We start from the raw sequence: 25238 nt of genomic DNA, 5'->3' as shown, positions 1-25238 counted from the left end.
TAATTTGTTATTCAATTGTAACTTATAAAAATAAGAATTATTGTGTAACTTTATTCTATTCCAAAGCTCTCAAAAGACCTTCTGGTGCTTTCTCAATGTACATTTGGTTTTGGATTCCTTTTATTGATTTGGCATCCGTGAAAAACTCAAAATCTTGTCCGGGACTTTGTCGCAATACGCGACCAGTTCCAGTAATTTTGCGAATGGCTGTACTTAATAACGGTTCTGCAGAATCGCCAAGGATTCCCAGAGTGATCAATGTTTCTTTTTGTAGAAAATCAGGTTGTAACCCACTGAAGTAATCCCCAAAACCCACTGAATTGACAATTTTTAACACGATTGGCTGCATGGCATATCTGTGATTGGGATTCCTGCTTTGAGCTCCAAAAGTCGGGGAGTCATAAAGCGTTACGGATCCTACGTTTTTTCCTACTGTAACATCCCCAATTTGTATAACTTGAATGTGAGGTTCTAGCCCGTTGATTACTAACTCGCTTGCTGATGCAGAGCTTTTCGTAGTTAAAATATAAATTTTAGTCAATCCTAAACTATTGATGGCTGTGCTTCCTATTTTATCGGTAAAATAATTGAATAATGCTTCGGGATTTTCAGCCTCGAAATAAGCATTAATTTTTGCATTCCATTGTTGTTTTGCAAAGACTTTTCCTTTAAATTGCCCGGTAATCATACTTGCTAATCGTGTAGCCGTTTGTACAGAACCACCGCCATTGTAACGTAAATCTAAAACCAAGTCCGTAACTACTTGTGATTTTAGAGATGCAAAAGCATCGTTTAATTGAGTGTCAAAATTAGCATAAAAGCCATTGTACATCAAATAGCCTATTTTGTGAGAGCCGGAGGTGATTACTTTATTGATTAAAATTGGATTTTCGGATAGGACTGTTTTTGTCAATGCCACTGATTTACCGTTGCTGACAATTGTAGTTCCGTTATAATCAGCAAGATTTAGTGTGTAATTTTCGTTTGAACCAAAAAGTAACGATTCATAATTGCTTAAAGTCAGCTGTGTACCATTTACGGCAGTAAAAAAATCACCACGTTTTATAGCTTTACTGGAGGCGTCTGAGTTTGCAATAATATAACGAACGTAGCCAAATATTTCAGTTGTACTACCTGGTTTAAAACTTAAACCAAAATCGATACCATTGTTTTTAGTGGTACCTTGAAGCGTTCCTTCGAGTTCTAAATAATCGCTTACAATCCAACTAAATCTATCCGTAGAGGGATTTACCCGCAATGCATTAAACAAATCCTCAGGCACGGGATAGTCTTTTAAAAAAGAGTTTAATGCAGTTTGATCTGCGAATCGGTCATCGTCTAAATTTGGAACATCAGCTTGCCACAAATAGTACAGATTCATTCCTTTCCAAATGAAATCCTGAATCTCGAGACTTGCAGGTGGTGTCACGTCATCATTGTCCTGACAGCTTTGTAAAGTGAAAGTAGCTATGAAAAATAAAAGTGTAAATTTGAATACTGTTCTCATAATTGTATTTTAATACTTTATTAACGTAAAAATACTAACTTTAGTTTTATTTTATGTTTTTTTGTTGCAAAAATAAATAGGATTCATCTTAATAGTATAACTCGTTTGATTTTTAATGGATATGAAAGAGTACGCAATCCGGGTGTCACTTTCCCGGGCACGAAAAACGATTAAAGAATTTATGATACAAATACACAATTATGGAATCAAATAAAGTCGAGGGTTTATTAGGAAAATACTTTCAGGTAGCGGCCACTTTAGCCCAAGAAAAAGAGTTGCGGGATTATTTTTCGTCTCAGGATGTTGCTTCGCATTTACAACAGTATGCTTCATTATTTGACTGTTTTGCTGTTGCAAAAGAGCAGCAGAATATGAATAAAACTCCAGTATTTGAAGTTGTTATGGATCAAAACAAGAATAAAAAAGGGAATTTAGGCTGGGTTTCTATTGCAGCTTCAGTTGTTGTTTTGATGGGAATAGCAACGTATGTCCTTTTTGATTTGGATGCTACAAAAGAAAATACAAATTTAGGAACCTATGAAGATCCTGAAGCCGCTTTTAGGGCCACTCAAAAAGCATTGTCATTATTATCCAAGAATGTGAATATTGGCATAAAAAGTGTACAATACATTGAAGAATATCAAACCGTTAAAAACAGGGTTTTTGTAAGCGCTAAAAAAGAGTGGAAAAGATCCTAAAAATCAAACTAAGAATACTAACAATAAAATAATTAAATAAAATGAAAGCAACCATTCAAAAAAGTATCAATAGGAGTTTTAGCAAAAAGTGTCTGATCACTTTAGTATTTCTAGTTATTTCGAGTCCATTTTTTGCGCAAGCAGTCTTTGACAAATTTGACGGACAAGATGATGTTACGTCCATTATAGTCAATAAAAAAATGTTCGACTTGATGAGTAAGGTCAAAGTAGATGCTTCTGATAAAGAAACGCAACAGTACCTGAGTTTGATAAAAAAATTGGACAACCTAAAAGTTTTTACTACAAAAAGTACCAGAGCAGAGGGAGAAATGAAAGCTGCTGCAGAGAAGTACATCAAAACAGCGGGATTAGAAGAGTTGATGCGCGTGAATGAAAACGGAAGGAATATAAAAATTCTGGTAAAATCAGGAACTTCAGATTCTCAAATTAGAGAATTGCTGATGTTTATTGAAGGAGCTAAAAATGAGGATACAGTGCTGATGTCATTGACAGGAAATTTTGATTTGAATGAAATTTCAGTTCTTACCGATAAGATGCGAATTCCAGGAGGTGATGACTTAAAAAAAGCAACTAAAGGCAGAAAATAAGAGGAACCCAACCAGCGTAATGATTATGATGAGCGTATTGCAACAATCGAACATTGATTTAGAACAATTGAAGCCGCTATAGCAGTTCATGAAATAAACAGAGTTATATCTATAAAAAAAAGCGTCTTGATGTTGTAATCGAGACGCTTTTTTTATGCCTATTTCAAGAATATTATTTGCAAAACATTTTTTTATTTTTAACGGCACTTTGGCTTCCTAATTTAATGGCTTTGGTGAAATCAGCGCACGCATTTTTTTTATTTTGAATGTGAATATTAGATAACCCTCTAAGATTATAGGCAATGTAGTCTTTAGGATTTAACGTGATAGATATCGTGCAATCTTCAATGGCTCCCGTATAATTTTTAGCCTTGTAATTGATGTCAGCCCTGGTGGTATAAGCATCTCCTTTTTTAGGTTCAATGAGGATGGTTTTATTGACATCATCTAACGCCCCTTTTATATCGCCTGATTTTTGTTTCAAAAGGGCTCTGTTTAAGTAGGCTTCAGCAAACAATGGATCAGCTCGTATGGCTTTAGTATAATCAGCAATAGCGCCTTTTAGATTGCCTGTTTCTGCTTTTTTTAAAGCTTGGTCAAAAAATTCGTAGGCAATTGGACTCTGACTCCAGCCAGTTAAGGAACTTAATAATAATGCAAGAAAAATTAATTTTTTCATAAAAATAGATTGCAGAGTATTGGGCTTGTTAAGAACTCGGGTAAAGAATAAAATTGCACTATAAAGGTACTATTTTTTAGTTAGATATTAAATTAACGCATTTAAATGTAATTTATTTTACAAAATGAAACCAATAAAAAATCACCAATGGACTTGCTAACTTTACCCGCATAAAAAGTTAAGAATAAAAACCTTAATTTTAAATTATAAAAAAGAATCGAAAAATTTTAAAAATGTTGATTAACTAATACTGCAGGATTTATTTGCATATCCAGTTTACGGGAAACCGTAAAGTAAATGATTTTTAAATGATTACATTTGAAAATTATTAATCTAAATCTTAAAAAATGAAAAGAATGTTATTAGCAATGTTGCTTATGTTTTCACTTACTGATTATGCACAAACATATACCAATGATGATAAAAGTTTAACAGGTGTATTTGAAGTACCAAGTAAAACCAAAGCTGAAATCTTTTCGGCTATAAATAAATGGATTAGTATCAATTATAATAGTGGTAAATCAGTAACACAATTATTAGATGCTGAAGCGGGTAATATAGTTGTAAAAGGTATCAATCAAATTAATTATAATAATGGTGCAAAAATATTATACCCTAATATGAAATCAATACCAGAAATTAACGTAATGAAATTCAATCATCTAATTGAAATTAATGTTAAGGAAAACAAGTATAGAGTTAATTATAGAATTCTTGAAATAGAATATGACCAAGCAGTTGCAGTTTATATGACACCATCATTAACAAAGAATGGTTTTGATTGTATAAATCTTAATGGTACACCAGTTGCAGTAATAACAAGTATAAATGATTCTTTAGAAACAACTTTAAAAATGGGATTCATTGGTAAAGAGAAAAGAGAAACGTATAAAGCAAATACTAAACCAATGTATGATGGAATAAATTCTACAATTGTTGCTGATATGAAAGCAACTATGTTATCGATTCAATCAGCGGTTAATTCGCAAACAAAAGATGGTTGGTAAACAGAAAAATCTTTTAAATATTAAAGAGCAACCAAACAGTTGCTCTTTTTTTTTGTTCAAATAGCCAACCACAGGCAAGTGGTAAACCTCAACAAATATAAACTATAATTAATAACTATTAAAATAATTTATTACATTTGTTTTATCTATAATAGATAAATTTAGACAAATGGCAACAGGCATAAAAACAGGCGGGCGTACCTCGGGAACATTAAATAAAACTACCTTAGAGTTAAGAGAAAAATTTACTTTATTGATTGAAAATAATTTCGATAAAATCCAAAGTGATATTGATTTATTAGAACCTAAAGACAGGATAAGGATACTTTTAGAATTAGCAAAATTTGTAGTTCCTACTTTGAAGGCGACAGAATTAACCATCGGAAACGAAAACAAATTTAATCCAGTAATAATAAATCTGGGCACTGGTATTAATCCTGAACTTGAAGCAAAGTATTAATGGAAATTCACATCACTAATTATGCTGAATTGCTGGAGTTTATAAAGCTAAAAGATATAAATTCTGAACAAGCCACCCAGATAGTATGCAAAGCATTAAATGTAGTTTCATTATTTGAGATGACAAAAGATGAGGTTATAATAGCTACCGAATATTACATTAAAACTTTTTGCAAAAATAATACTGGAGAACGTCCGATATTTTTAAACCAATGTAGTTTGGATTTTGATATTCGAGATATTTTCAATAAAATTAAAATTGAATAGATGAAATGTAAAATGTGTAAAATATGCACTCAAAACAAAACATTTATTTTTTGTTGAAAACGGTTTTTTCAAGGGTAAAAGACGTGAGTAATCAAACTAAAAAAACACCCAAAAAATGAGTGTTTTGAAAATGGTTAAGTAAATGTTAACTAAAATGTTTGTTAAGCCCTGTAAATAGGCTTTTATTGTGACCACGGTGGGATTTGAACCCACACGCCCTTGCGAGCACCAGCCCCTCAAGCTGGCAAGTCTACCGTTTCTCCACGTGGCCTTATAAAAAAAAAGGTCCAGTAATAAATTACTCGACCTTTTGTGACCCGACTGGGGCTCGAACCCAGGACCCCATCATTAAAAGTGATGTGCTCTACCAACTGAGCTATCGAGTCAATGCTTCAAGGAAAGTATGTGTTGATCACTAAAATTGTGACCCGACTGGGGCTCGAACCCAGGACCCCATCATTAAAAGTGATGTGCTCTACCAACTGAGCTATCGAGTCATTTTCTTTCCTTGAATGCGGGTGCAAATATAAGGACTTATTTTGGAGTTTTCCAAGCAATTTTATTATAAATTTGTCTTTTTTAAACAAAATTACTCAACACCTTAATTTGTAAGGTTTTATTCAGATGAAAAAAATAATTTTATTAGGTTATATGGGGTGTGGTAAGTCTACAATTGCAAATAAGTTGTCCAAAATTATCCAATTTCCTTTTGTAGATTTGGATGAAAAGATAGTAGAGAAGATGAATTTGTCTATAAATGCCATTTTTGAAAAGCATGGAGAAATTTATTTTAGAAAGGTAGAACACGAAGTTTTTATCGAATTATTAAACGCTCCCGAATCATGTATTATAGGTTTAGGTGGAGGGACTCCTTGTTATGCCAATAATCATGAGTTGCTAAAAGGAGATAATGTTGTTTCTATTTATCTAAAGGCTTCTATTGAAACGTTATTGAACAGATTGGCTTTTAATGTAAGTAAGCGTCCACTGATTGCGGATAAAAGTCCTGAAGATATGAAAGAGTTCATAGCAAAACACCTTTTTGACAGGAGCTTTTATTACAACCAAGCGCAATATAAAGTTGTGGTTGATGGTAAAACAATCGATCAGACTGCGCAGGATATTGTGGCTCTTTTAGCTTAAATACGCATAATTAGTATCGTTTTCATCAAAAACAACTTGTACGTGCTCTAATAACGAAGTAGAAAGCGAGATTCCTTTAAAATCTGCTTTTACAGGATACTTTTTGTGATTTCTATCCACAAGCACTGCGGTTTTGAATTTTTTCAAAGGAACATCTATAAAGTGTCGTACGGCATAGATAAGTGTCGTTCCGGAGTTTAATACATCATCTACCAGAACTAAACCTTTATTGGTATACTGTTCTTTTGATAACGAAGTATGAATGGGTAATTGAGGGTTTTGTTTGTTGATCTGCACTTCGCATAGTGCAACTTTAAGAGGGGAAATAGTTTCCAGGACGGCGGCTATTTTTTTTGCGAAAATGAAACCATTACTGGCGATTCCTGCAATGACTATTTCCTCTTCATCTACGAAAGTTTCATATATTTGGTAGGCAATTCTTTTTATTTTGTGATCAATTTCCTGATTTGTTAAGATGATATTTTTGCTCATTATTTAAAATTTTTATATTCCCCTCCCCAACCCTCCCCGAAGGGAAGGGAGCTAGGACTGGCAAAGGTTATTCGATGTTTTACTTAATTTTTATTTGTCACTTATCTTACATTCAAAACTCTGGGGTGAGAATTGTGTTTGATAAAGTTCATTCGGGATTGTACTTAATTTACTAAGGCTAGTCTCCCTCACCTTCGGGGAGGGTCGGGGAGGGGAGAAATTCATCAATATCTCTTCGATCTTTTTTGGTAGGTCTTCCCGTGCCATTCTTTCGATAATGTTCTTTTGATAGTTTTAGTAATTCTAAATGTTGATACGCTTCTGCCGGAGTATCGTTTCGTCTGTAAATATCAACCAGTTTTGCTCCGACACGATTTTCCGGGATATCCAACACGGTGATTATTTGGGTAATTTGGTCTTTCCGAAACGTGATTTTGTCAGTAGCGAAAACTTCTTTAGAAGGCTTGGCAACAAGACCGTTAACGGTTACGTGATTCTTTTTGCAGGCTTCAGTAACCATATTTCGGGTTTTATAATACCGCACGCACCATAAATATTTATCTATTCTCATAAATTTTCTAAAATAGGAGTTAAATTGTTTACAAAAATCAATCAATATTGTATCTTGCGCACTTAAAAAAATTAGCTATAATGAACAAATTTAAGTATTATTTTATTCTATTAATTACAACTATCTCTTTATTTTCATGCTCAAAGGATGAGGCTGCTGAAATTCAACCGCCTAGAGATTTCGCAGTGCAATATGCGACTGATTTAACGGATATCGAAGAATATTTAAAAAACTATTATATCACAGTTGTAAATCACGCCGGTTTCCCGGACGACCAGGACGTTAGCTATACAAAAATTCCTGCAGGAGGTAGCCAGCCCTCTATTTGGTCTTATAAAGATAAAACAACCTTTCCTAAACTTTTGAGTAGAGATGTCAAACTTCATGATATAACGTATACCTTGTATTATTTAGTGCTTAGAGAGGGAGCGGGCAAATCTCCTACTAATGCTGATGCGGTATTGGCTTCTTACAAAGGAGATTATTTATCCCGAACCACGGTTTCGGAAGTTACGACACTTTCTGCTACTCAGTTTGAGGTGGTGAAAAACCCACAACAATTCTTTAGTTTGCTTACTACAGTAGTAGGATGGGGCGAAACTTTTCCGCAATTTAAGACTGGGACTTACGATTCTAATACAGATGGCACCGTATCTTACAGAGATTTTGGAGCAGGAGTAATGTTTTTGCCTTCTGGATTAGGATATTATAATTCAGGAAGTGGATCGATTCCTTCCTACGCACCTCTAGTTTTTAGTTTTAAATTATACGAAATTAACAGACTGGATTCAGATGGTGATGGAATCATGAATTTTCAAGAAGATCTTGACGGCGATGGTTATATGCGCGTTTTAGCGACAGGAGTTATAAATCCGGATGATACGGATGGAGATGGAATTCCAAACTTTTTAGATACTGATGATGATGGAGACAGTGTGAGTACCAGAACGGAAATCACGGATGCTAATGGCGTTTTAATCCCATTTGAATCTATCCCAAGCTGTAACGGAAATACTACTGATCCGGCAAGAATCAAAAGACATTTAGTAAAATGCAATTAAAACATACAAATCAAAAAAAATCCAGTTCAATTTGAACTGGATTTTTTTTTTGTATAAGTAAAAGGAAGCTATTATTTTCTTTTCATTACTCTTTGAACCGCTTCAACAATCGCTTGATTGTTCAATTTGTATTTATCCATTAATTGTTCTGGTGTTCCGGACTCTCCAAAGCTGTCATTCACTGCCACGAATTCTTGTGGTAATGGGCTGTTCAAAGCTAAAACTCTAGAAATGCTTTCGCCCAGACCACCAAGAATGTTATGCTCTTCAGCGGTAACAATACATTTTGTTTTTTCCAATGATTTCAAAATTGCTTCTTCATCTAATGGTTTGATCGTGTGAATATTGATTACTTCAGCAGAAATACCTTGTGCTTCTAATGCTTCAGCTGCGATAAGAGCTTCCCAAACTAAATGTCCCGTAGCAACAATAGTTACATCAGTCCCTTCCGTTAAAACAATCGCTTTCCCTATTTCGAAAGGTTCGTCAGCGGGCATAAAGTTAGGCACAACCGGACGACCAAAACGCAAATAAACAGGACCGTGGTGATCCGCAATTGCCAATGTAGCCGCTTTTGTCTGGTTGTAATCACACGTATTGATTACCGTCATTCCCGGTAACATTTTCATTAAACCAATATCTTCCAGGATTTGGTGTGTTGCACCGTCTTCCCCTAAAGTTAATCCGGCGTGTGAAGCACAAATTTTCACGTTTTTCTCTGAATACGCAACCGACTGACGAATTTGGTCGTACACTCTTCCCGTAGAAAAATTAGCGAAAGTTCCCGTGAAAGGAATTTTTCCTCCAATAGTTAAACCGGCAGCAATTCCAATCATGTTGGCTTCTGCAATTCCAATTTGGAAAAAACGTTCTGGGTGATTTTTCTTGAAATCATCAAATTTAAGAGAACCAATTAAATCTGCACAAAGTGCCACAACATTCTCGTTTTTTTGACCTAATTCAGTCATTCCCGCTCCAAAACCCGAACGTGTATCTTTACTTCCTGTATTTGTATATTTTTTCATTTTCCTCCCCCAACCCCTCCAAAGGAGGGGAGCTCCTATTGGGGTAAATAGGGTTTTAAATTTTTATTTAATGATTCTGTAGCTGTTTCTCCCCTTCGGGGAGGCTAGGTGGGGATTAGTAGTCGCTTTCTGCTGCTGTGTAGTTTTGGCCTAAAGCAATTTCAAGTTGCGTATCATTAGGCGCTTTACCGTGCCAAGCGTGACTGTACATCATAAAATCTACCCCATTACCCATTTCAGTGTGCAACAATACACAAACTGGTTTTCCTTTTCCAGTTCTGGATTTGGCATCATTCATTCCGGCAATAATAGCTTCGATATCATTTCCTTTTTCAATTTCTAAAACATCCCAATCAAAAGCTTCAAACTTGGCACGAATACTTCCCATGGCTAAAACCTCGTCAGTTGTTCCATCAATTTGCTTTCCGTTTAAATCGATTGTAGCAATAAGGTTGTCCACTTTTTTTGCAGCAGCATACATGATTGCTTCCCAGTTTTGACCTTCCTGTAATTCACCATCACCATGAAGTGTATAAATAATATGGTTGTCACCATTCAATTTTTTTGCTTGAGCAGCACCAATCCCTACTGATAATCCCTGTCCAAGAGAACCAGATGCAATACGTATTCCTGGTAAGCCGTCATGTGTAGTTGGGTGTCCTTGTAGTCTTGAATTGATCAAACGGAAAGTAGCTAGTTCTGCTGCTGGAAAATAACCGCTTCTAGCTAAAACACTGTAAAATACAGGTGAAATATGCCCGTTTGAAAGAAAGAAAAGATCTTCTCCAATACCGTCCATATCAAAACCTTCTTTGCGTTCCATTATATTTTGATATAAAGTGACAAGGAATTCAGTACAACCTAGAGAACCACCTGGGTGACCTGAGTTGACAGCGTGTACCATTCGAAGAATATCTCTTCTGACTTGGATTGTTAAATCGTTTAATTGTTGTGTGTTCGGTTTCATTTGTGTGTTAAAATTAGTCTGGGCAAATGTAGTCAGATATTTTGATTTATACAGACTTCCATTTTTAGATTTATCAATAGTTATCAAGGATTGTTTTTTTAGCAGCAATACTATTTTTAAGAATTCTTGATTATTTAGTATCTTGCAACCATGTTTCAACAATTATTCAAAAGCATTCAGGAAAAAGTGATACTGACTCAGGAAGAAATGGAGTTGTGTAAAACTTTTTTTATCCCTAAAAGATTACGCAAAAAACAAATCCTGTTGCAAGAAGGAGACATTTGTGTCTACAATGCCTTTATTGAAAAAGGAATACTGCGCTCTTTTTCCATCGATGAAAAAGGAAATGAACACATCGTACAATTTGCAATTGAAGGCTGGTGGATCGCAGATTTGTCCAGTTTTCTAACAAATAGTTCCTCTATTTATACGATTGAAGCCTTGGAGGATTCTGAACTGCTTTTGCTGACAACATCGGCAAGAGAAGCTTTAATGGATAAAGTCCCCATGTTTGAAAGATACCAACGCTTGCTTTTGCAAAATGCCTACATCGCCAATCAAGCCAGAATAAATTCGACTTTAACAGAAACCGCCGAAGAAAAATACACCAATTTAGGAATTGCTTATCCCGGAATTGTTCAACGTGTACCCCAACACATGATCGCCTCTTACCTTGGTCTGAAACCGGAAACATTGAGTCGGGTTCGCAAACAAATTAACAATCGAAGTTCATTTTAATTGACATAGATCAATAGAATTTCTTGTTTTACATCAACGAAAACTTTTGCAATACAGCCTTAAATTTGTCCTGTAAATATAAGTCGATGTCAAATAGAACCACATTTGCAGTCCTAGGAGTTTCAGTAACTAATAGTATTGTTTTAGCAAAGCAAATTGCCAAAACCAATCCCGTTTTGCTGTTTGATCAAAAAGCCGCTACACTTTTGGAGGTGTATACCGAAATTATTTCAGAGAATCCGAAGGCAAATGTAGAAATGATGATTTGTCCAACCAATGCAAGTTGGGAGGCAGATATTATTATACTTTCAAATGATGTGGAAACAAATGTTACTCTTATTGAAAAAATCAAAAAAGTGGCAACGGGTAAAATCGTACTTATTTTGGGAAACGAAATGGAGGTGATTAATTCCGAAAGTACACTGGATAAATTACAGCATTTGTTTCCTTTTTCTAAAGTTGTTCTGAGCAACGAATCAGCGTATGATTCTAACGATTCCCTTCTTTTGAAAGGAAATGAGCAAGAAACCTTAAACACTATTTTAACTCTATTTACAAGTATTGGTTTGAAAGCCAGTATTTAATTTAATAAAACACTAATTTTTAACAAAAATCAAATGAGTAAATCAATTTTATTTCAACCCTATACATTAGGAAGCAGTACTTTAAAAAATCGAATGGTGATGGCTCCAATGACCAGAAGCCGTTCTAATAATGAAGGTAATGTTCCTACTGCACTTACGGCAGAATATTATACACAAAGAGCTACAGCAGGTTTAATTGTTTCCGAGGGAACTTTTGTGAGTACAAAAGCAGTGGGTTTTATCAATGTGCCCGGAATTTACAGTGCAGCACAAACCGAAGGTTGGAAACTGGTTACAAAAGCAGTTCACGAAAAAGGAGGAACTATATTTGCACAATTGTGGCACACGGGACGGTTGTCGCATCCGGATTTGCATAATGGCGAATTACCACATGCGCCATCCGCTTTGAATCCGTATGCAAAAGCTTACACAAAAGACGGTTTTGTAGACACTGTTGTTCCAAAAGAAATGACTATTGAAGACATAAAACAAACCGTTTTAGATTTTAAAAATGGAGCTAAAAATGCTATTGAGGCGGGTTTTGATGGTGTCGAATTGCACGCTGCCAACGGCTATTTACTACAACAGTTTTTTAATGGTTATTCCAATAATCGTACCGATGAATATGGTGGTTCAATAGAAAATAAAACCCGAATCCTTTTTGAAATTCTAGATGCTTTAGCCGGTGTTATTGATTATTCTAAAGTGGGTGTTCGTTTGAATCCTACCCTGCATAATACGCAGGGAATGATGTTAGATGAACAGACAATTCCTACTTATGAATATATTGTAAACCGTTTGAATGACTATGGTTTAGCGTATGTGCATTTGACGGAGCCTTTTACGCCGGTTGATGATGTACCTTTTGCTGTTACTGAAGTAGCTAAGCATTTCAGACCGTTTTACAAAGGAACATTAATCATCAATAAAGGGTTTACAAAAGAAATGGGAATCAAAGTGCTTGAAGATGGGTATGCAGATCTTGTTGCTTATGGAGTTCCCTTTATTGCAAATCCGGATTTAGTGGCTCGTTTTGAGACTGATGCTCCATTAAGTAAACCAGATCAAAGCACGTTTTACACGGATACTGTGAAAGGATATACTGATTACCCGGCCATGGTTTAATAAAGAAGTATGCTTGTCTGTAGTTCTACGTAAGAAATATTTTTTGACACACATTTCATATATTTTTACAAATTAGACATTTTTTTATTGAAAATCTGTGGAATCTGTGTCGGTTTTTTGTTTGGTACGATTGCGTACAAGCAAATAAATAAATTAAACAAGAATAGTGTCAAAATACCATTGTCTTTATTTTTAGGTTCAATTATAATTCACAAGAAAGCCCGCAATAGCGGGCTTTCTTGTGAATTATAAACTGTATTTATTATGCTTGCTTTTTTTTGTAAAGAAAAACGGGTAGTGCGCATGCTGATGAGGCTTGTTTGTTAAAAAGGAACATCGCTGTCATCATCCGGATCATTCAAATTGCTTCCAAAAGCATCATTGGCAGAGGGCAGGTTTTTAGTAATGAAAGGGTTGTCATCCTGATTCATACTGGATGGTAAGTCATCATATCCGCCACTGTAATCTTCCAGGTTATCAAATTTTCCCAGATGTCCAATAAACTTCAACCGAACGTTTTCTATACTACCATTACGGTGTTTGGCAATCATTATTTCTGCCTGACCGGCTGTTGGTGAGGCTTCTTCATCATCCCATTCGTCTATTTTGTAGTATTCAGGACGGTATAAAAAAGACACAATATCCGCATCTTGCTCAATCGCTCCTGATTCCCGTAAATCAGACAATAACGGTCTCTTGCTGGATCCACGGGTTTCTACCGCTCGAGATAATTGAGAAAGTGCAATAACAGGAACGTTCAATTCCTTGGCTAATGCTTTCAAGTTTCGGGAAATGCTAGAAATTTCCTGCTCTCTGTTTCCGCCTCCTTTTCCGTTTCCGCCAGCCGTCATCAATTGCAAGTAATCCACAATGATAATTCGGATCCCATGTTGCGAAACCAATCGCCTGGCTTTAGCCCGTAAATCAAAAATCGATAAGGAAGGCGTATCATCAATAAAGAGAGGTGCTTTTTCTAAGTTTTTAACTTTGGTACTCAACTGTTCCCATTCGTGTTTTTCTAGTTTTCCGGTACGCAATTTCTCTGATGATAAACCTGTTTCAGAGGAAATTAACCGGGTAATTAACTGTACTGATGCCATCTCCAGAGAAAATAAAGCCACTGGTATTCCGTAATCAATAGCCATATTTCTGGCCATGGATAATACAAATGCAGTTTTTCCCATTGCAGGTCGTGCCGCAATAATAATTAAATCGCTGGGCTGCCAACCGGAAGTAATCTTATCTAACTTATCAAAACCAGTGGCAACACCGCTCAATCCTTCTTGACCGGCAATTTCTTCAATTCGTTTTTTTGCCTGTAGCACTAAACTTTGAGCTGTCTCTGAACTTCGTTTGATGTTTCCTTGTGTTATTTCATATAATTTAGATTCAGCTCTGTCTAATAAATCAAAAACATCCGCTGATTCATCGTAAGAGTCTTCAATGATTTCAGTAGAAATCCGAATCAAACTGCGTTGAATAAACTTTTGAAGAATGATTCTGGAGTGAAATTCAATGTGTGCCGAAGAGGATATCTTTTGCGTAAGCTGAATTAAGTAAAAATCACCGCCTGCTAAATCTAATTTTACATTTTTCTTCAGTTGGGCAGAAACGGTTAATAAATCAATAGGCTGTGTTTCTGTAAACAATTGAACAATAGCCTCAAAAATATGTTTGTGTGCTTCTTTATAAAAAGCATCAGGTTGTAATATGTCAATAACATCATCAACCCCTTTTTTGTCAATCATCATGGCACCAAGCACAGCCTCTTCTAAATCGAGCACCTGTGGTTGTAATTTTCCTTTTTCAAGGCTTATAATAGTCGTTTTATCAACCTTGACAGGATTAATATTTCTGAAGTTTTCCATGAAGCGAAAGTAACTAAAATTAAAAAAACATAGTCGTTGAGTTGTTACAAATAATTGTTCATAACTAACTATTTTTTGTTTATAACCAAAAAAAAATCCGAAACGGCAAGGCTTCGGATTAAATAGTAATTCGTAAGATTTTACTCTTTATATTCTCCCATTTTGCAGTATTTATCCATTCTTTGAGCCACTAATTCTGCTGTTGATAAGTCTTTCAATTCGTTGAAACCTTTCATAATATATTGCTCTACCGTTTTGAAAGCAGTTGCTCTGTCATAATGTGCACCGCCTAGTGGTTCAGGAATAATATCATCTACTAATTTTTGTTTTTTCATGTCAGCTGAAGTCAGCTTCAGTGCTTCGGCAGCTTGTTCTTTATATTCCCAGCTTTTCCATAAAATAGAAGAACATGATTCTGGAGAAATGACGGAATACCAGGTATTTTCCATCATGTATACCTTGTCACCAACTCCTATTCCTAATGCGCCACCAGAGGCACCTTCTCCTACGATAACAGTAATAATTGGCACTTTAAGACCAATCATTTCAAATATGTTTCTGGCAATGGCTTCTCCTTGTCCGCGTTCCTCGGCTTCTAATCCCGGGTAAGCCCCTGGAGTGTCGATCAACGTCAAAACAGGAATTCCAAATTTCTCTGCCATCTTCATCAATCGCAACGCTTTTCTATATCCTTCCGGATTGGCCATTCCAAAATTACGGAACTGTCGTGTCTTAGTGTTGAATCCTTTTTGCTGACCCACAATCATAAAGGATTGCCCGTCAATTTTTCCTAAACCACCAATCATGGCTTTATCATCTTTAAAACCTCTGTCGCCAAAAAGTTCCAGAAACGTATCGCCACACAAGGCACGCACGTGGTCCATTGTATACGGGCGGCTTGGATGTCTGGATAATTGGACACGTTGCCAGGCAGTCAAATTCTTATAGATTTTTCTTTTGGTCTCTTCTAGTTTTTTGTTGATTTGTTTGCAAGTATTCGTTACATCAACATCTGATTCCTGACCAATAATAAGACATTTATCTAACTGTTCTTCTAGTTCTTTTATTGGAAGCTCAAAATCTAAATATTCCATAGGATTTTTGCGTTTTTGTTTTTATTTCGAACCGCAAATATAAAATTTTAAATCGTTCGAAAAGGTAAATATTCTATTTATGTGTAAAAGTTTGCTTCTCTAAAGCGGGAGATTCTTTTTTAATTTTATTTTTTTGATAGTGTTTAATCACCCCGTTTAGGATTACGGTGATTACAATTATTAGTGCACCAATGTAAAATTCAAAACTCATTTTCTCTTTTCCGCCAAGGATAAAATAGGCCAAAACAATGCCGTAAACCGGTTCTAAATTCGTAGTCAGCATTACGGTATATGGCGTTAGTTTTTGCATTATTTTTACTGAAGCAGTAAAGGCATAGGCGGTACAAACGGATGCCAGAATCAATATCAGGATCCAATTATTAGCCGTTAATACAAAGAAATCGGCCGTGAATTTTTGTTCGAACACAAAGTAAATCGATATGAAACCAACACCCGCCAGGAATTCATAAAACGAGATAACCGAAGGATCGTGATCCGCAATGAGTTTTCCGTTCATCAGCGTAAATAAAACACCTAATATAATGGATGCTAAGGCGTATAACATTCCGTCCAGGTAATTGATTTCGACCTTCATAATCAGTCCCAGCCCTGCAATTATGATCAGTCCAAAAAAGACTTCGTACCACAGTACTTTTCGACCATAAAAAAGTGGCTCCAGCAGCGATGCAAAAAAAGCACCCAATGAAAAAACGGATAATGTAATAGACACATTAGAAACATGGATCGCTTTGAAAAATAAAATCCAATGCAAAGCAATCAATAATCCGACAAAAATCAATTTAAAAAATGATTTTAGCGGAATCCGAAACGATTTTTTCTTATACACCAGAAAAAGAGCTAAAAAGATACCGGCAAAAAACATGCGGTACCACACCAAGGCATCTGCCGTTATAGTGATTAGAGCGCCTAAAATGGCGGTAAAACCCCAAATAAAAACAATCAAATGGAGGTTTAAGTAACTTTTTAAATTATCGTTTTGCATTTCGTAATAGGTAGATGGCTAAAATTCCAAAAGCAATATTGGGCAACCAAACCGCTAATAGGGGAGGGAAACTGGATTTTTCTGCAAGAACACCAAAGATTTTATCAAAGAATACAAAGGCAAAAGCCAGCGCAATTCCTATGGCCAGATTCGTTCCCATTCCGCCTCTTCGTTTCATCGATGAGACTGCAACTGCAATGATGGTCAGGATAAATGCGGATATCGGGACACTGTATTTTTTGTACAAAACCACTAAATAGATGTTGATATTAGAGGAACCGCGTTCTTTTTCTTTGGCAATAAAGGCATTCAATTTTCCTAAATTCAGGGTTTCTGCAATATACACCACTGGAGTTAAATCCTCTAAATCGAATGTGAAAATAGCCTCTTTCTGGGGTAGTTTTTCAATTTTATCATTCAGTTCGCCCACCGTTCTTTTTGTATAATCATACAGGGTGTAGGTACTGTCCTTTGGATTCCATTTGATCCTGCTGGCCGTGATTTTATGAACGAGTTTTTCGTTTTTAAATTTTTCCAGTGAAAAATTAAAAGCTATTTTAGACTCCGTATTAAAACTGTTTACATAGATAAATTCATCATTACTAATTTGGCGATACACATCCGTATTATCCCCGCGCATGGCCTCTTTTCCGCCTCCTTTTAAATACGTATACCTAAAGTTATTAAAGCCTTCGCTGGCAGCGGGAACAACAAAAAATCCCATCAGTAAAACAAAAACAGAAACTATGGAAGCACCAATAATATACGGTCTTAAGAAACGCGTAAATGAAATTCCGGAGCTCAAAATAGCAATAATCTCCGTATCATTTGCCAGTTTTGAGGTAAACCAAATCACGGATAAAAACAAAAATATCGGAAAAAGAGAATTCGCAAAATAAACCGTAAAGTTGTAGTAATAAAGTGCAATCTCTAAAAACGGAACCTTGTTTTCCAGCATTTTGTTGATCTTCTCAGATACATCAACAACGATTCCTATGGGGATAAACAACAACAACATCACCACAAATGTGGTTAAATATCTTTTTAGGATGTATTTGTCTATTATTGTAAGCATAGTTTTGGGTATTAGGTTTTAGGTTTTGGGTTTTGGTTACTAAAACCTAATACCCCTAACCTAATTTACAATCTCTGGTTCATGTTTTTCACCATCATTTCTTTCCAAGGTCTAAAATCGCCCGCTAAGATATGTTTTCTGGCCTCCCGAACCAACCACATATAAAAACCAAGATTGTGTATCGTGGCAATTTGTTTCCCCAAGTATTCATTGGCAGCAAAAAGGTGACGCAAATACGCTTTCGTATATTCTGTATCTACAAAGGTGATTCCCATTTCGTCAACGGGCGAAAAATCAGCTTCCCACTTTTTGTTTTTGATATTGATGGTGCCATTCGCTGTAAATAACATTCCATTTCTGGCGTTTCGCGTAGGCATCACACAGTCAAACATGTCAATTCCAAGGGCAATATTCTCCAGAATATTTATAGGAGTTCCCACGCCCATCAGGTAACGCGGTTTGTCTTCCGGTAAAATTTCGCAAACTATTTCGGTCATGGCATACATTTCCTCGGCAGGTTCCCCTACGGAGAGTCCACCAATGGCGTTTCCTACTTGATTAGAATTTGCAATATATTCCGCTGATTGCTGACGCAAATCCTTATAACAGCTTCCTTGAACAATTGGGAAAAAAGCCTGATCGTAACCGTATTTTACAGGCTGCGTGTCTAAATGATTGATGCAACGATCCAGCCAGCGGTGTGTCATTTTCATCGAGCGTTTTGCATAGTTGTAATCACAGGGATACGGCGTACATTCATCAAACGCCATGATAATATCGGCACCAATGGTACGCTGAATTTCCATCACATTCTCTGGCGTAAAAAAGTGATAGGAACCATCAATGTGCGATTTGAACTTCACGCCCTCCTCCTTGATTTTTCTATTGGCCGAAAGCGAATATACTTGGTAGCCACCAGAATCCGTCAAAATATTACGGTCCCAGTTCATGAATTTATGCAAACCTCCGGCTTTCTCTAGGATTTCCGTTTGAGGTCGCAAGTATAGGTGGTAGGTATTTCCCAGAATAATATCCGGGTTAATGTCTTGTTTCAATTCCCGTTGATGCACTCCTTTGACCGAAGCTACGGTACCCACAGGCATAAAAATTGGGGTTTCAATCACCCCGTGATCAGTAGTAATACTTCCCGCTCTGGCTTTGGACAGCGGATCTTTTTTTAATAAATCAAACTTCATCTAGTATTTTTATTGTTTTTTCGGTCACATGCTATTCGCCAATAAAGCTGTTTTACCAAACATTTACCGCAGCGCAGAACATAGCAACGTATTTCAACCGATTGTTCGGCTGGCAAAGATAGGTTAATTTGAAACCTACATCAAAAAAATGTTTGCCATCCCGCAAAGTAATAAAGTGCATCGAAAGCTGTGGGATGACAACCAAAACAACCTTTTTTTTTAAGAAATAATTAAACAATAATAGTATTCAAAAACACACATACCATTTAGCACATGGACTTGGGCGTGCCCTAAAAAGGTCGGGCTATCCGTTATAATCTTTTACTGCGCTGCGCTTCATAAAAGGATTTCTACTATTATCCCTCACGCGAGATTTGGTTTAACAGCAACTAAATTTTCCCATTACTATTCAAAAAGCATCCAGCAAATAAAAAGTCCTTTTGATGATTTGTAAGAAAATTTTAATATATTTGAAAATAGACAAAGTGAAACAAACCTTCACCAATCTACTCATATTTGGGTGTATATCCGGAGGTTCGTTTCGCATATAGACTAGTTATGGGCTAGTTTAGCGCTAAAAACGTCTAAAAAAACTCAATTAGAAAAATAAAATAGAAATTAATTGGGTTGAATGTGGAAAACCGTAAACGAATTCCAAACAATAACTTTAATTTCGTATAAATAGAAGTGGAGTTCAGAAACCACTTAAATAAACGAGGAGTAATCTGAAAATCCTGAAGAGTAAGATGAAATTAAATAATTAATACAATGAAAAAAAATCTTTTATTTATCGTAGTAGCATTCGTTTCAATGAGCTTGAGTGCATCAATTAAACAAAAACAGACAGCTAAAATTATTCCTTCTTTCTCACAGCAGAATGAGATTAGTATCAGTGCTTATGTTCAAATTCAAAATGAATGGGTTGAGGGTTATGTTTTTTTAGTTGACGGAGTTATTACTAGGTGTCAATTTCCTGACATACAAGCTGGAATGACTCTACAAGCTCGCATTTATCAAAGAACAAAGCCAAGTGTTTTAAATCCAAATAATCCTATGGCTATTAAAAATAATTTTACACATTTTGTAGATATCCCAAATTATGGTAGAGCTTATTTTAGTATGTAAATAAAAATAAAACCAGCCCATAACAGCTAGGGATTCGTTGCGTGCGCAGCACAAACAATGAATTATAATCACCGAATACCAACAAAAATAAATTCAATGAGGTAAACCCGGGTTGAACGGAACCGATTGTACGTCCGTTAACACTATGGAGTTGCCGGAAAGTTTTTAGAGAGAATACGAAGAGGATTTAGTGTCCTCTTTTTTTGTAGAGTTATTTGCCTTTTTTAATTCTTTAACCACATATAAGTTTCATCTCTTAAAGAATTTTAATTGTAGTTTAAATAACATATATTTACTCTATGACTAACAAAATAGAGTTCGTTTAGAGGTTTTTAGACGAACTGACGTTAGGCGTCATTTTGCCTAGACAGAACGTTCAAAACTGAATTTGCAAGATTAAATTATTTTTTATAATTTTGTATCCAAACGAATACAACTTAAAGGATGTACTTTCTTGAAAAGACGACGGAATTTGACAAATGGTTTAATAAACTGAATGACTTTAGAGCAAAAGCAAAAATTTTGTTCCGACTTCAAAAGTTAGAAAAGGACGAACACTTTGGAGATTGCGAACCTGTTGGAGATGGAATTAGAGAACTGAAAATTAACTACGCAAAAGGTTACAGAGTTTATTTCAAAGAAATTGATGGGAAAGTTATTATTTTACTTATTGGAGGAGATAAATCTACTCAACAAAAAGACATTGAAAAAGCAAAAGAAATTTGGAAAAAATTAAAAAAATAAAAAATGGAAACGTCAGAATTTGATATTGCAGATTATTTGGACAGCAACGAAATGATTGCTGAATATCTAAATACAGTTTTGGAAGAAGGCAATGATGCTGAAATTGTTACCGCAATTGGACATATTGCAAAAGCAATTGGTATGACCAAAATTGCAGAAGAAACTGGAATGAGCAGACCAAGTTTGTATAAAGCATTGTCGAAAGGGTCCAAACCACGATTTTCAACGATAATGAAAGTTTTGAAGGCAGTTGGAGGACAAATACATATAAATCCATTAACCGCATAAAAAAACGAACGCCTAACAGCTAGGGATTCGTTGCGTGCGTAGCGCGAACAATGAATTATAATCACTGAATACCAACAAAAATAAATTCAATGAGGTAAACCCGGGTTGAACGAACCGATTGTAGGTCCGTCAACACTATGGAGTTATCGTAAAGATTTTAGAGAGAATTATAAGAGGCAAGCGAGCCTCTTTTTTTTTGGAGTGTTTTCTGCTTGGTTTTTTTCGTGTGTTCCTTCACTTGTGAACATAAATTCCCTTACCCATAAAATTAATTTTCATGAGAACTTGAACTTTGGCTACCGCCAAGATACCAAGCAGGTGGACCTCGCTGGTCAAAGACTGCTATCCGGTGTAAATTTCCTGTTTTACAACACGGACATTTGGGTAAAAAGGACTTCTTTTCTGCTTTTTCTAAAACTTTTACCTTAAGTTTTTCCTGTAAAAGTTTCAGCTTTTGACGCTTCCAAGTGCTGCTCAAAAAACCATAATGACGGATTTTTACAAACCGTTTGGGCAAAATATGCAACGAAAACCGCCTGATAAATTCCTGATGCGGGAGCGTCATTTGTTTTTTAACGCCCGCTACTCGGTAATCCTTGTAAACAAAAGTTATGTTTTCATTGTCAATGCTTTTAATTCGATTGTTACTAATGGCAATTTTATGAGTGTAACGTCCTAGATATTCCACCACCGATTTGGGACTTCCAAAAGGTTTCTTTGCAAATACAACCCAAGGCTTACGCCATAAATCCCGCCGGATTTGGTTCGTATTCAGTGCAATCTTCTAAAAAAATCATTTTGTATTTTGGGATACTAAGTAAGTCGAAAGTTTAAACGTCATAAAGTCAAAAGGAACACTATTGCAAACAGTAGTTTAAAATCAATCTGTTGCGTCATTTTGTCTAATTTTAAAACACGACATTATACAGTGGCTGTTACTTAAGAGCAATTCCCAACCCTATTTACGGACTGTTTTATTTTAATAATCATAAGTGACTATTGCCAGAACGAATTTTAAATATAGTTTTAATAACACATATTTACTCAATGAGTAACAAAATAGAGTTCGTTTAGAGGTTTTAGACGAACTGACGTTAGGCGAAACTTTATCGCAACTGCAATTCAAAAAAACTCGTAAATATAAAATTATAAAAGTTCTGAAATAATTAGAACTTTATGCATATATTTGTACTCATTATGGAAATAATTGGAAAAAAGCATTTAGAAAAGCTGAAAAGTAAGAATAAGGGAAACATCTTATTACACAATGCAATAGATAAATTATTTGATGATTTAAAAGATAACAATTGGGACAATAAATTGGATCTTATTAATGATAGACCGGATGCGGATTGTGTTTATGATGATTTTTATTTTTTTGACCTTAATATTCATAGAGTTTTTATATTGATAGAATTTGAAGACGATGAATCAACGATAGTATGGTGTGGAAATCATGATGAATATGAAACTACATTTAAAAACAATAAAAATACTATCAAGAAATGGTTAAAAAATAAAGGCCATATTTGATAAACTCTTTTATAAATAAACGTTAGCAATAATTTTAAAAAAATGAAAACACAAATAGATTTAAAACAGATATTAAAAAAAGGGCATATTTCTGATGAAAGTGGTCTTGAAAGAGCAATGATTCTAGATAGAAAACTTCGATTACTTGTTAAAGACAACCCTGAATTAGCAGACGAAAGAAAACACCTTCGAGCAATTATCAAAGAATATGAAAATAAACACTGGAGTAAAGATTCAATCATTTCTGATGAAAAAATACAAGAAAGTGATTTTGCAGAGTTTATAGCGGAACAAGAAAGAATATTTTTAGAAAACAGAAAAAATGTAATTAAAGATAAAATTTCCGAACATGGTATAAATCAACAAGATTTAGGTATAATTTTAGGCCATAGTAAATCTTATATGTCAGAACTCATGAATGGAATTAGCCCTTTTAACAATAGAGATTTAATAATTATTCATCGTTTATTTCACATTAAACTTGAAAATCTAATTCCTACAATTATACCTCAAAAAGATAGAAGTAAAATTAAAGCATCAATATTAAAAATAAATAAACCTAGCCTAAAATTAACCAAAGTAGATTTAGAGAAAAGCTTCGCCTAACAGCTAGGGATTCGTTGCGTGCGCAGCACGAACAATGAATTATAATCACCGAATACCAACAAAAATAAATTCAATGAGGTAAACCCGGGTTGAACGGAACCGATTGTACGTCCGTCATCACTATGAACTTATCGAAATTTTTTTAGAGAGAATTACAAGAGGCAAGCGAGCCTCTTTTTTTTTGGAGTGTTTTCTGCTTAGTTTTTTCGTGTTTTCCATCACTATTGAGCATAATTGCCCTTACCCATAATTTAGCTTTTATAGGAATTTGAACTTTGGCTGGATATTCCGGGGCAAACTGAACACCCTATTCCGGTTTAAACTGTACAGGAGAACTGATGTTATGGGCTATGGCTGCTCGCTATCGCTCGGGTGGCAAATCCGAAAATAGGAATGAATTTAGTCCCAAACCCGCTGTAGTCCCAGAACGTTAGTGGCTATGGCACTACCCCACAATAAAAATAATATGATTTTCTAATTTTCCCAAAGACACGAGCCATATTGTGAGCACAGTTTATAAAACTGCGCTAACTGTTGTGGTATATCGGAGTGATCGGGTATAAAACCCTAGATGTTTAAAAGTAGAATTTACTGATGTTGTAAGTAAAATCAATTTGGGATAAGGGAATTTATTTTTAAAAACCATTAAAATGCAGATTTGACTTATATTTTATTAAAGACATGAATAAATCTTTTCATTTTAAAAGATATCAAGATTAGTTGCGACTTTTGGGAATTAGTTCACCCACAACAATAATCAAATAAAATAACATGACTATCCTTCTACTTGTACAAATGCTAAAAAAAGCTTATATTTGAGTCATGAACCCATTAAATTCAAATTAAGAACCTGCCTGAATTTTTCGAAAAATACCCTGATTAAGCCACATGTGATAAGGGATCAAAGCTAAACGACTTGAAATGGGAATTGTATGTAAAAGTGTAAACACAGCGAACATTACTTTCGTAAGACAGATTTGAAATTTCAATGTAAAAAATGCGGTAGTCGTGTCAGTCTTCGTTCAGGTACTGTTATGGAGAATACTAATTTGCCTTTTCAATATTGGATGATCTGTATTGAACTCATGACGCTGTCAAAAAAGAGTTTTTCGGCATTAGAAATGCAACGTATGTAGGGTCACAAACGGTATGAACACATTTGGTTTATGATGCATAAGATAGTATGCGTGACGAAAAATATCAATTAAAAGGCTGTGTTGAATTTGATGAAAGATTGTTTTAAATAATTGACATAAAAGATGTTATCAATTAAAAGAAAAATAAAACAGTCAAGAATCTACTCCTAATAAGCGAGATCGTGGAAGTGAAAGACAAGGAAAGGTATTGGTAATAGTTGAATCGAAACCCAGTATCTCTGCACCAAAAAAGGGTAAACCAAACAGAAAAGTTGGTTGTCTAAAAAGGATAGTTATGAAAGATTTGAAATCTGCAAACAAAACAGCATCTGTGTTAAGCGATGGTTACACCAGGGTATGCTAAACTCAAAGAAGTGATAACAAATCATTATGTTGTAGTAGAGCCAGACAAGAAAAAGGCGGCAAAGATATTTCCTTGTGTAAATAGAACAATCAGTAATACCAAAAAAGTACTTTTAGATATTCATCATAATTGTGTAAACCAGTAATATGTACATAATTATCTTGATGAGTTCTGCTACAAATTTAACAGACGGTATTTTGGAAACAAACTATTGGATAGACTCATGATTAATGCTTTAGAAACAACTTAGTATTAGTTACTGATAGTCATATGTA

At 35.2% G+C, this 25238-nt stretch carries 26 protein-coding genes, 3 tRNA genes and 3 pseudogenes; 17 read left to right on the top strand and 15 right to left on the bottom strand.

The annotated features are described in order from the left end of the window. Window positions 1-55 precede the first annotated feature (55 nt). A complete protein-coding gene (locus tag EKM01_RS07365) occupies window positions 56-1507 on the bottom strand; it encodes a S41 family peptidase (protein ID WP_126561759.1) in 1452 nt (483 codons plus the stop codon). Window positions 1508-1619: 112 nt separating this feature from the next. On the opposite strand from EKM01_RS07365, the pseudogene EKM01_RS14775 reads away from it, so the two are divergent. From EKM01_RS14775 to EKM01_RS07355, 3 genes and pseudogenes are all read left to right on the top strand, one after another. Beyond that, window positions 1620-1721, top strand: a pseudogene (locus EKM01_RS14775) (RNA polymerase subunit sigma-70); the annotation flags it as partial. After that, window positions 1708-2205 carry a hypothetical protein gene (locus EKM01_RS07360; RefSeq protein ID WP_126767599.1) on the top strand — a complete coding sequence of 166 codons (498 nt, stop codon included), beginning with the start codon at window positions 1708-1710 and terminating at the stop codon, window positions 2203-2205. The pseudogene EKM01_RS14775 and the gene EKM01_RS07360, both read left to right, overlap by 14 nt. A gap of 41 nt (window positions 2206-2246) precedes the next feature. Then, the gene (locus tag EKM01_RS07355) at window positions 2247-2813 is read left to right on the top strand and encodes a DUF4252 domain-containing protein (RefSeq protein ID WP_126460802.1); all 567 of its coding nucleotides are present in this window, start codon (window positions 2247-2249) and stop codon (window positions 2811-2813) included. 172 nt (window positions 2814-2985) lie between these two features. Here the strand turns inward: EKM01_RS07355 and EKM01_RS07345 are convergent, their stop codons facing one another. Further along, window positions 2986-3492, bottom strand: coding sequence for a tetratricopeptide repeat protein (locus tag EKM01_RS07345; protein ID WP_126556271.1), 507 nt, complete (start codon window positions 3490-3492; stop codon window positions 2986-2988). 347 nt (window positions 3493-3839) lie between these two features. On the opposite strand from EKM01_RS07345, the gene EKM01_RS07340 reads away from it, so the two are divergent. The 3 genes from EKM01_RS07340 to EKM01_RS07330 all read left to right on the top strand — a co-directional run bounded on the left by EKM01_RS07340 (window position 3840) and on the right by EKM01_RS07330 (window position 5225). Beyond that, window positions 3840-4499 (top strand): DUF4468 domain-containing protein, encoded by a 660-nt coding sequence (locus EKM01_RS07340; RefSeq protein ID WP_126767596.1) that lies wholly within the window; start codon window positions 3840-3842, stop codon window positions 4497-4499. 169 nt (window positions 4500-4668) lie between these two features. After that, window positions 4669-4959, top strand: coding sequence for a hypothetical protein (locus EKM01_RS07335; RefSeq protein WP_126739966.1), 291 nt, complete (start codon window positions 4669-4671; stop codon window positions 4957-4959). Continuing rightward, window positions 4959-5225: a hypothetical protein gene (locus tag EKM01_RS07330; RefSeq protein WP_126569245.1), complete on the top strand. Its 267-nt coding sequence runs from the start codon at window positions 4959-4961 to the stop codon at window positions 5223-5225. Before EKM01_RS07335 ends, EKM01_RS07330 begins: the two co-directional genes overlap by 1 nt. Before the next feature lie 188 nt (window positions 5226-5413). Here EKM01_RS07330 and EKM01_RS07325 read toward each other — a convergent pair. The 3 genes from EKM01_RS07325 to EKM01_RS07315 form a co-directional block, all read right to left on the bottom strand. Continuing rightward, window positions 5414-5496: transfer RNA gene (locus EKM01_RS07325), tRNA-Leu, on the bottom strand. Window positions 5497-5538: 42 nt separating this feature from the next. Next, window positions 5539-5611, bottom strand: a tRNA-Lys gene (locus tag EKM01_RS07320). Window positions 5612-5649: 38 nt separating this feature from the next. Then, window positions 5650-5722, bottom strand: a tRNA-Lys gene (locus EKM01_RS07315). A 127-nt stretch (window positions 5723-5849) separates the two neighbouring features. Between EKM01_RS07315 and EKM01_RS07310 the strand changes: the two genes are divergently transcribed. Further along, on the top strand, window positions 5850-6368 hold the full coding sequence (locus EKM01_RS07310; protein WP_126460808.1) for a shikimate kinase: 519 nt from the start codon (window positions 5850-5852) through the stop codon (window positions 6366-6368). On the opposite strand, the gene EKM01_RS07305 is transcribed toward EKM01_RS07310, so the two are convergent. Together EKM01_RS07305 and EKM01_RS07300 are read right to left on the bottom strand one after the other, a co-directional pair. Further along, entirely contained in the window at window positions 6360-6860 is a 501-nt protein-coding gene (locus EKM01_RS07305; RefSeq protein WP_126455725.1) for a phosphoribosyltransferase family protein, read from the bottom strand. The genes EKM01_RS07310 and EKM01_RS07305 overlap by 9 nt on opposite strands. 178 nt (window positions 6861-7038) lie before the next feature. Further along, window positions 7039-7431, bottom strand: a complete 393-nt coding sequence (locus EKM01_RS07300) for an RNA-binding S4 domain-containing protein (RefSeq protein ID WP_126460811.1) — start codon at window positions 7429-7431, stop codon at window positions 7039-7041. 80 nt (window positions 7432-7511) lie between these two features. Here EKM01_RS07300 and EKM01_RS07295 point away from each other — a divergent pair, with 80 nt between their 5' ends. Continuing rightward, on the top strand, window positions 7512-8492 hold the full coding sequence (locus EKM01_RS07295) for an FKBP-type peptidyl-prolyl cis-trans isomerase (protein WP_126460814.1): 981 nt from the start codon (window positions 7512-7514) through the stop codon (window positions 8490-8492). 71 nt (window positions 8493-8563) lie between these two features. Here the strand turns inward: EKM01_RS07295 and EKM01_RS07290 are convergent, their stop codons facing one another. Then, window positions 8564-9517 (bottom strand): transketolase family protein, encoded by a 954-nt coding sequence (locus EKM01_RS07290; RefSeq protein WP_126515735.1) that lies wholly within the window; start codon window positions 9515-9517, stop codon window positions 8564-8566. 115 nt (window positions 9518-9632) lie between these two features. Next, complete coding sequence (locus EKM01_RS07285) at window positions 9633-10484, bottom strand: transketolase (RefSeq protein WP_126556365.1); 852 nt, start codon at window positions 10482-10484, stop codon at window positions 9633-9635. 150 nt (window positions 10485-10634) lie between these two features. Between EKM01_RS07285 and EKM01_RS07280 the strand changes: the two genes are divergently transcribed. The 3 genes from EKM01_RS07280 to EKM01_RS07270 all read left to right on the top strand — a co-directional run bounded on the left by EKM01_RS07280 (window position 10635) and on the right by EKM01_RS07270 (window position 12931). Beyond that, on the top strand, window positions 10635-11222 hold the full coding sequence (locus tag EKM01_RS07280; RefSeq protein ID WP_126455733.1) for a Crp/Fnr family transcriptional regulator: 588 nt from the start codon (window positions 10635-10637) through the stop codon (window positions 11220-11222). 86 nt (window positions 11223-11308) lie between these two features. Continuing rightward, on the top strand, window positions 11309-11806 hold the full coding sequence (locus tag EKM01_RS07275) for a hypothetical protein (RefSeq protein WP_126767593.1): 498 nt from the start codon (window positions 11309-11311) through the stop codon (window positions 11804-11806). Window positions 11807-11839: 33 nt separating this feature from the next. Continuing rightward, window positions 11840-12931 carry an alkene reductase gene (locus EKM01_RS07270; RefSeq protein WP_126460826.1) on the top strand — a complete coding sequence of 364 codons (1092 nt, stop codon included), beginning with the start codon at window positions 11840-11842 and terminating at the stop codon, window positions 12929-12931. A gap of 323 nt (window positions 12932-13254) precedes the next feature. On the opposite strand, the gene dnaB is transcribed toward EKM01_RS07270, so the two are convergent. The 5 genes from dnaB to tgt form a co-directional block, all read right to left on the bottom strand. Beyond that, a complete protein-coding gene (gene dnaB, locus EKM01_RS07265) occupies window positions 13255-14799 on the bottom strand; it encodes a replicative DNA helicase (RefSeq protein ID WP_126767591.1) in 1545 nt (514 codons plus the stop codon). Between the two features lie 140 nt (window positions 14800-14939). After that, window positions 14940-15893 carry an acetyl-CoA carboxylase carboxyltransferase subunit alpha gene (locus EKM01_RS07260; protein ID WP_126455741.1) on the bottom strand — a complete coding sequence of 318 codons (954 nt, stop codon included), beginning with the start codon at window positions 15891-15893 and terminating at the stop codon, window positions 14940-14942. 73 nt (window positions 15894-15966) lie between these two features. Then, window positions 15967-16896: a DMT family transporter gene (locus EKM01_RS07255; protein WP_126460832.1), complete on the bottom strand. Its 930-nt coding sequence runs from the start codon at window positions 16894-16896 to the stop codon at window positions 15967-15969. Then, window positions 16883-17971 (bottom strand): LptF/LptG family permease, encoded by a 1089-nt coding sequence (locus EKM01_RS07250; protein WP_126460835.1) that lies wholly within the window; start codon window positions 17969-17971, stop codon window positions 16883-16885. Before EKM01_RS07250 ends, EKM01_RS07255 begins: the two co-directional genes overlap by 14 nt. Window positions 17972-18036: 65 nt before the next feature. Beyond that, the gene (gene tgt / locus EKM01_RS07245; RefSeq protein WP_126460838.1) at window positions 18037-19167 is read right to left on the bottom strand and encodes a tRNA guanosine(34) transglycosylase Tgt; all 1131 of its coding nucleotides are present in this window, start codon (window positions 19165-19167) and stop codon (window positions 18037-18039) included. Window positions 19168-19935: 768 nt separating this feature from the next. Here tgt and EKM01_RS07240 point away from each other — a divergent pair. From EKM01_RS07240 to EKM01_RS07230, 3 genes are all read left to right on the top strand, one after another. Then, a complete protein-coding gene (locus tag EKM01_RS07240) occupies window positions 19936-20292 on the top strand; it encodes a hypothetical protein (protein WP_126767588.1) in 357 nt (118 codons plus the stop codon). 444 nt (window positions 20293-20736) lie between these two features. Then, the gene (locus EKM01_RS07235) at window positions 20737-21036 is read left to right on the top strand and encodes a type II toxin-antitoxin system RelE/ParE family toxin (protein WP_126577069.1); all 300 of its coding nucleotides are present in this window, start codon (window positions 20737-20739) and stop codon (window positions 21034-21036) included. 3 nt (window positions 21037-21039) lie between these two features. Beyond that, window positions 21040-21324 carry an addiction module antidote protein gene (locus tag EKM01_RS07230; protein ID WP_126563982.1) on the top strand — a complete coding sequence of 95 codons (285 nt, stop codon included), beginning with the start codon at window positions 21040-21042 and terminating at the stop codon, window positions 21322-21324. 268 nt (window positions 21325-21592) lie between these two features. On the opposite strand, the pseudogene EKM01_RS07225 reads toward EKM01_RS07230, so the two are convergent. After that, window positions 21593-22087 (bottom strand): annotated as a pseudogene (locus tag EKM01_RS07225) (transposase); the annotation flags it as partial. Between the two features lie 434 nt (window positions 22088-22521). On the opposite strand from EKM01_RS07225, the gene EKM01_RS07220 reads away from it, so the two are divergent. From EKM01_RS07220 to EKM01_RS07210, 3 genes and pseudogenes are all read left to right on the top strand, one after another. Beyond that, window positions 22522-22857 (top strand): type II toxin-antitoxin system HigB family toxin, encoded by a 336-nt coding sequence (locus tag EKM01_RS07220; protein WP_126767585.1) that lies wholly within the window; start codon window positions 22522-22524, stop codon window positions 22855-22857. A gap of 42 nt (window positions 22858-22899) precedes the next feature. Continuing rightward, window positions 22900-23463 (top strand): helix-turn-helix transcriptional regulator, encoded by a 564-nt coding sequence (locus EKM01_RS07215; RefSeq protein ID WP_126767582.1) that lies wholly within the window; start codon window positions 22900-22902, stop codon window positions 23461-23463. Window positions 23464-24298: 835 nt separating this feature from the next. Further along, window positions 24299-25213: pseudogene (locus tag EKM01_RS07210) on the top strand (IS1595 family transposase). Window positions 25214-25238 lie beyond the last annotated feature (25 nt).

Origin of the sequence: Flavobacterium sp. RSP46, assembly GCF_003984825.1 — a bacterium.
Lineage (GTDB): Bacteria > Bacteroidota > Bacteroidia > Flavobacteriales > Flavobacteriaceae > Flavobacterium.
The sequence above is the reverse complement of the archived record's forward strand: the minus strand, read 5'-3'. Positions and strand labels throughout refer to the sequence as shown.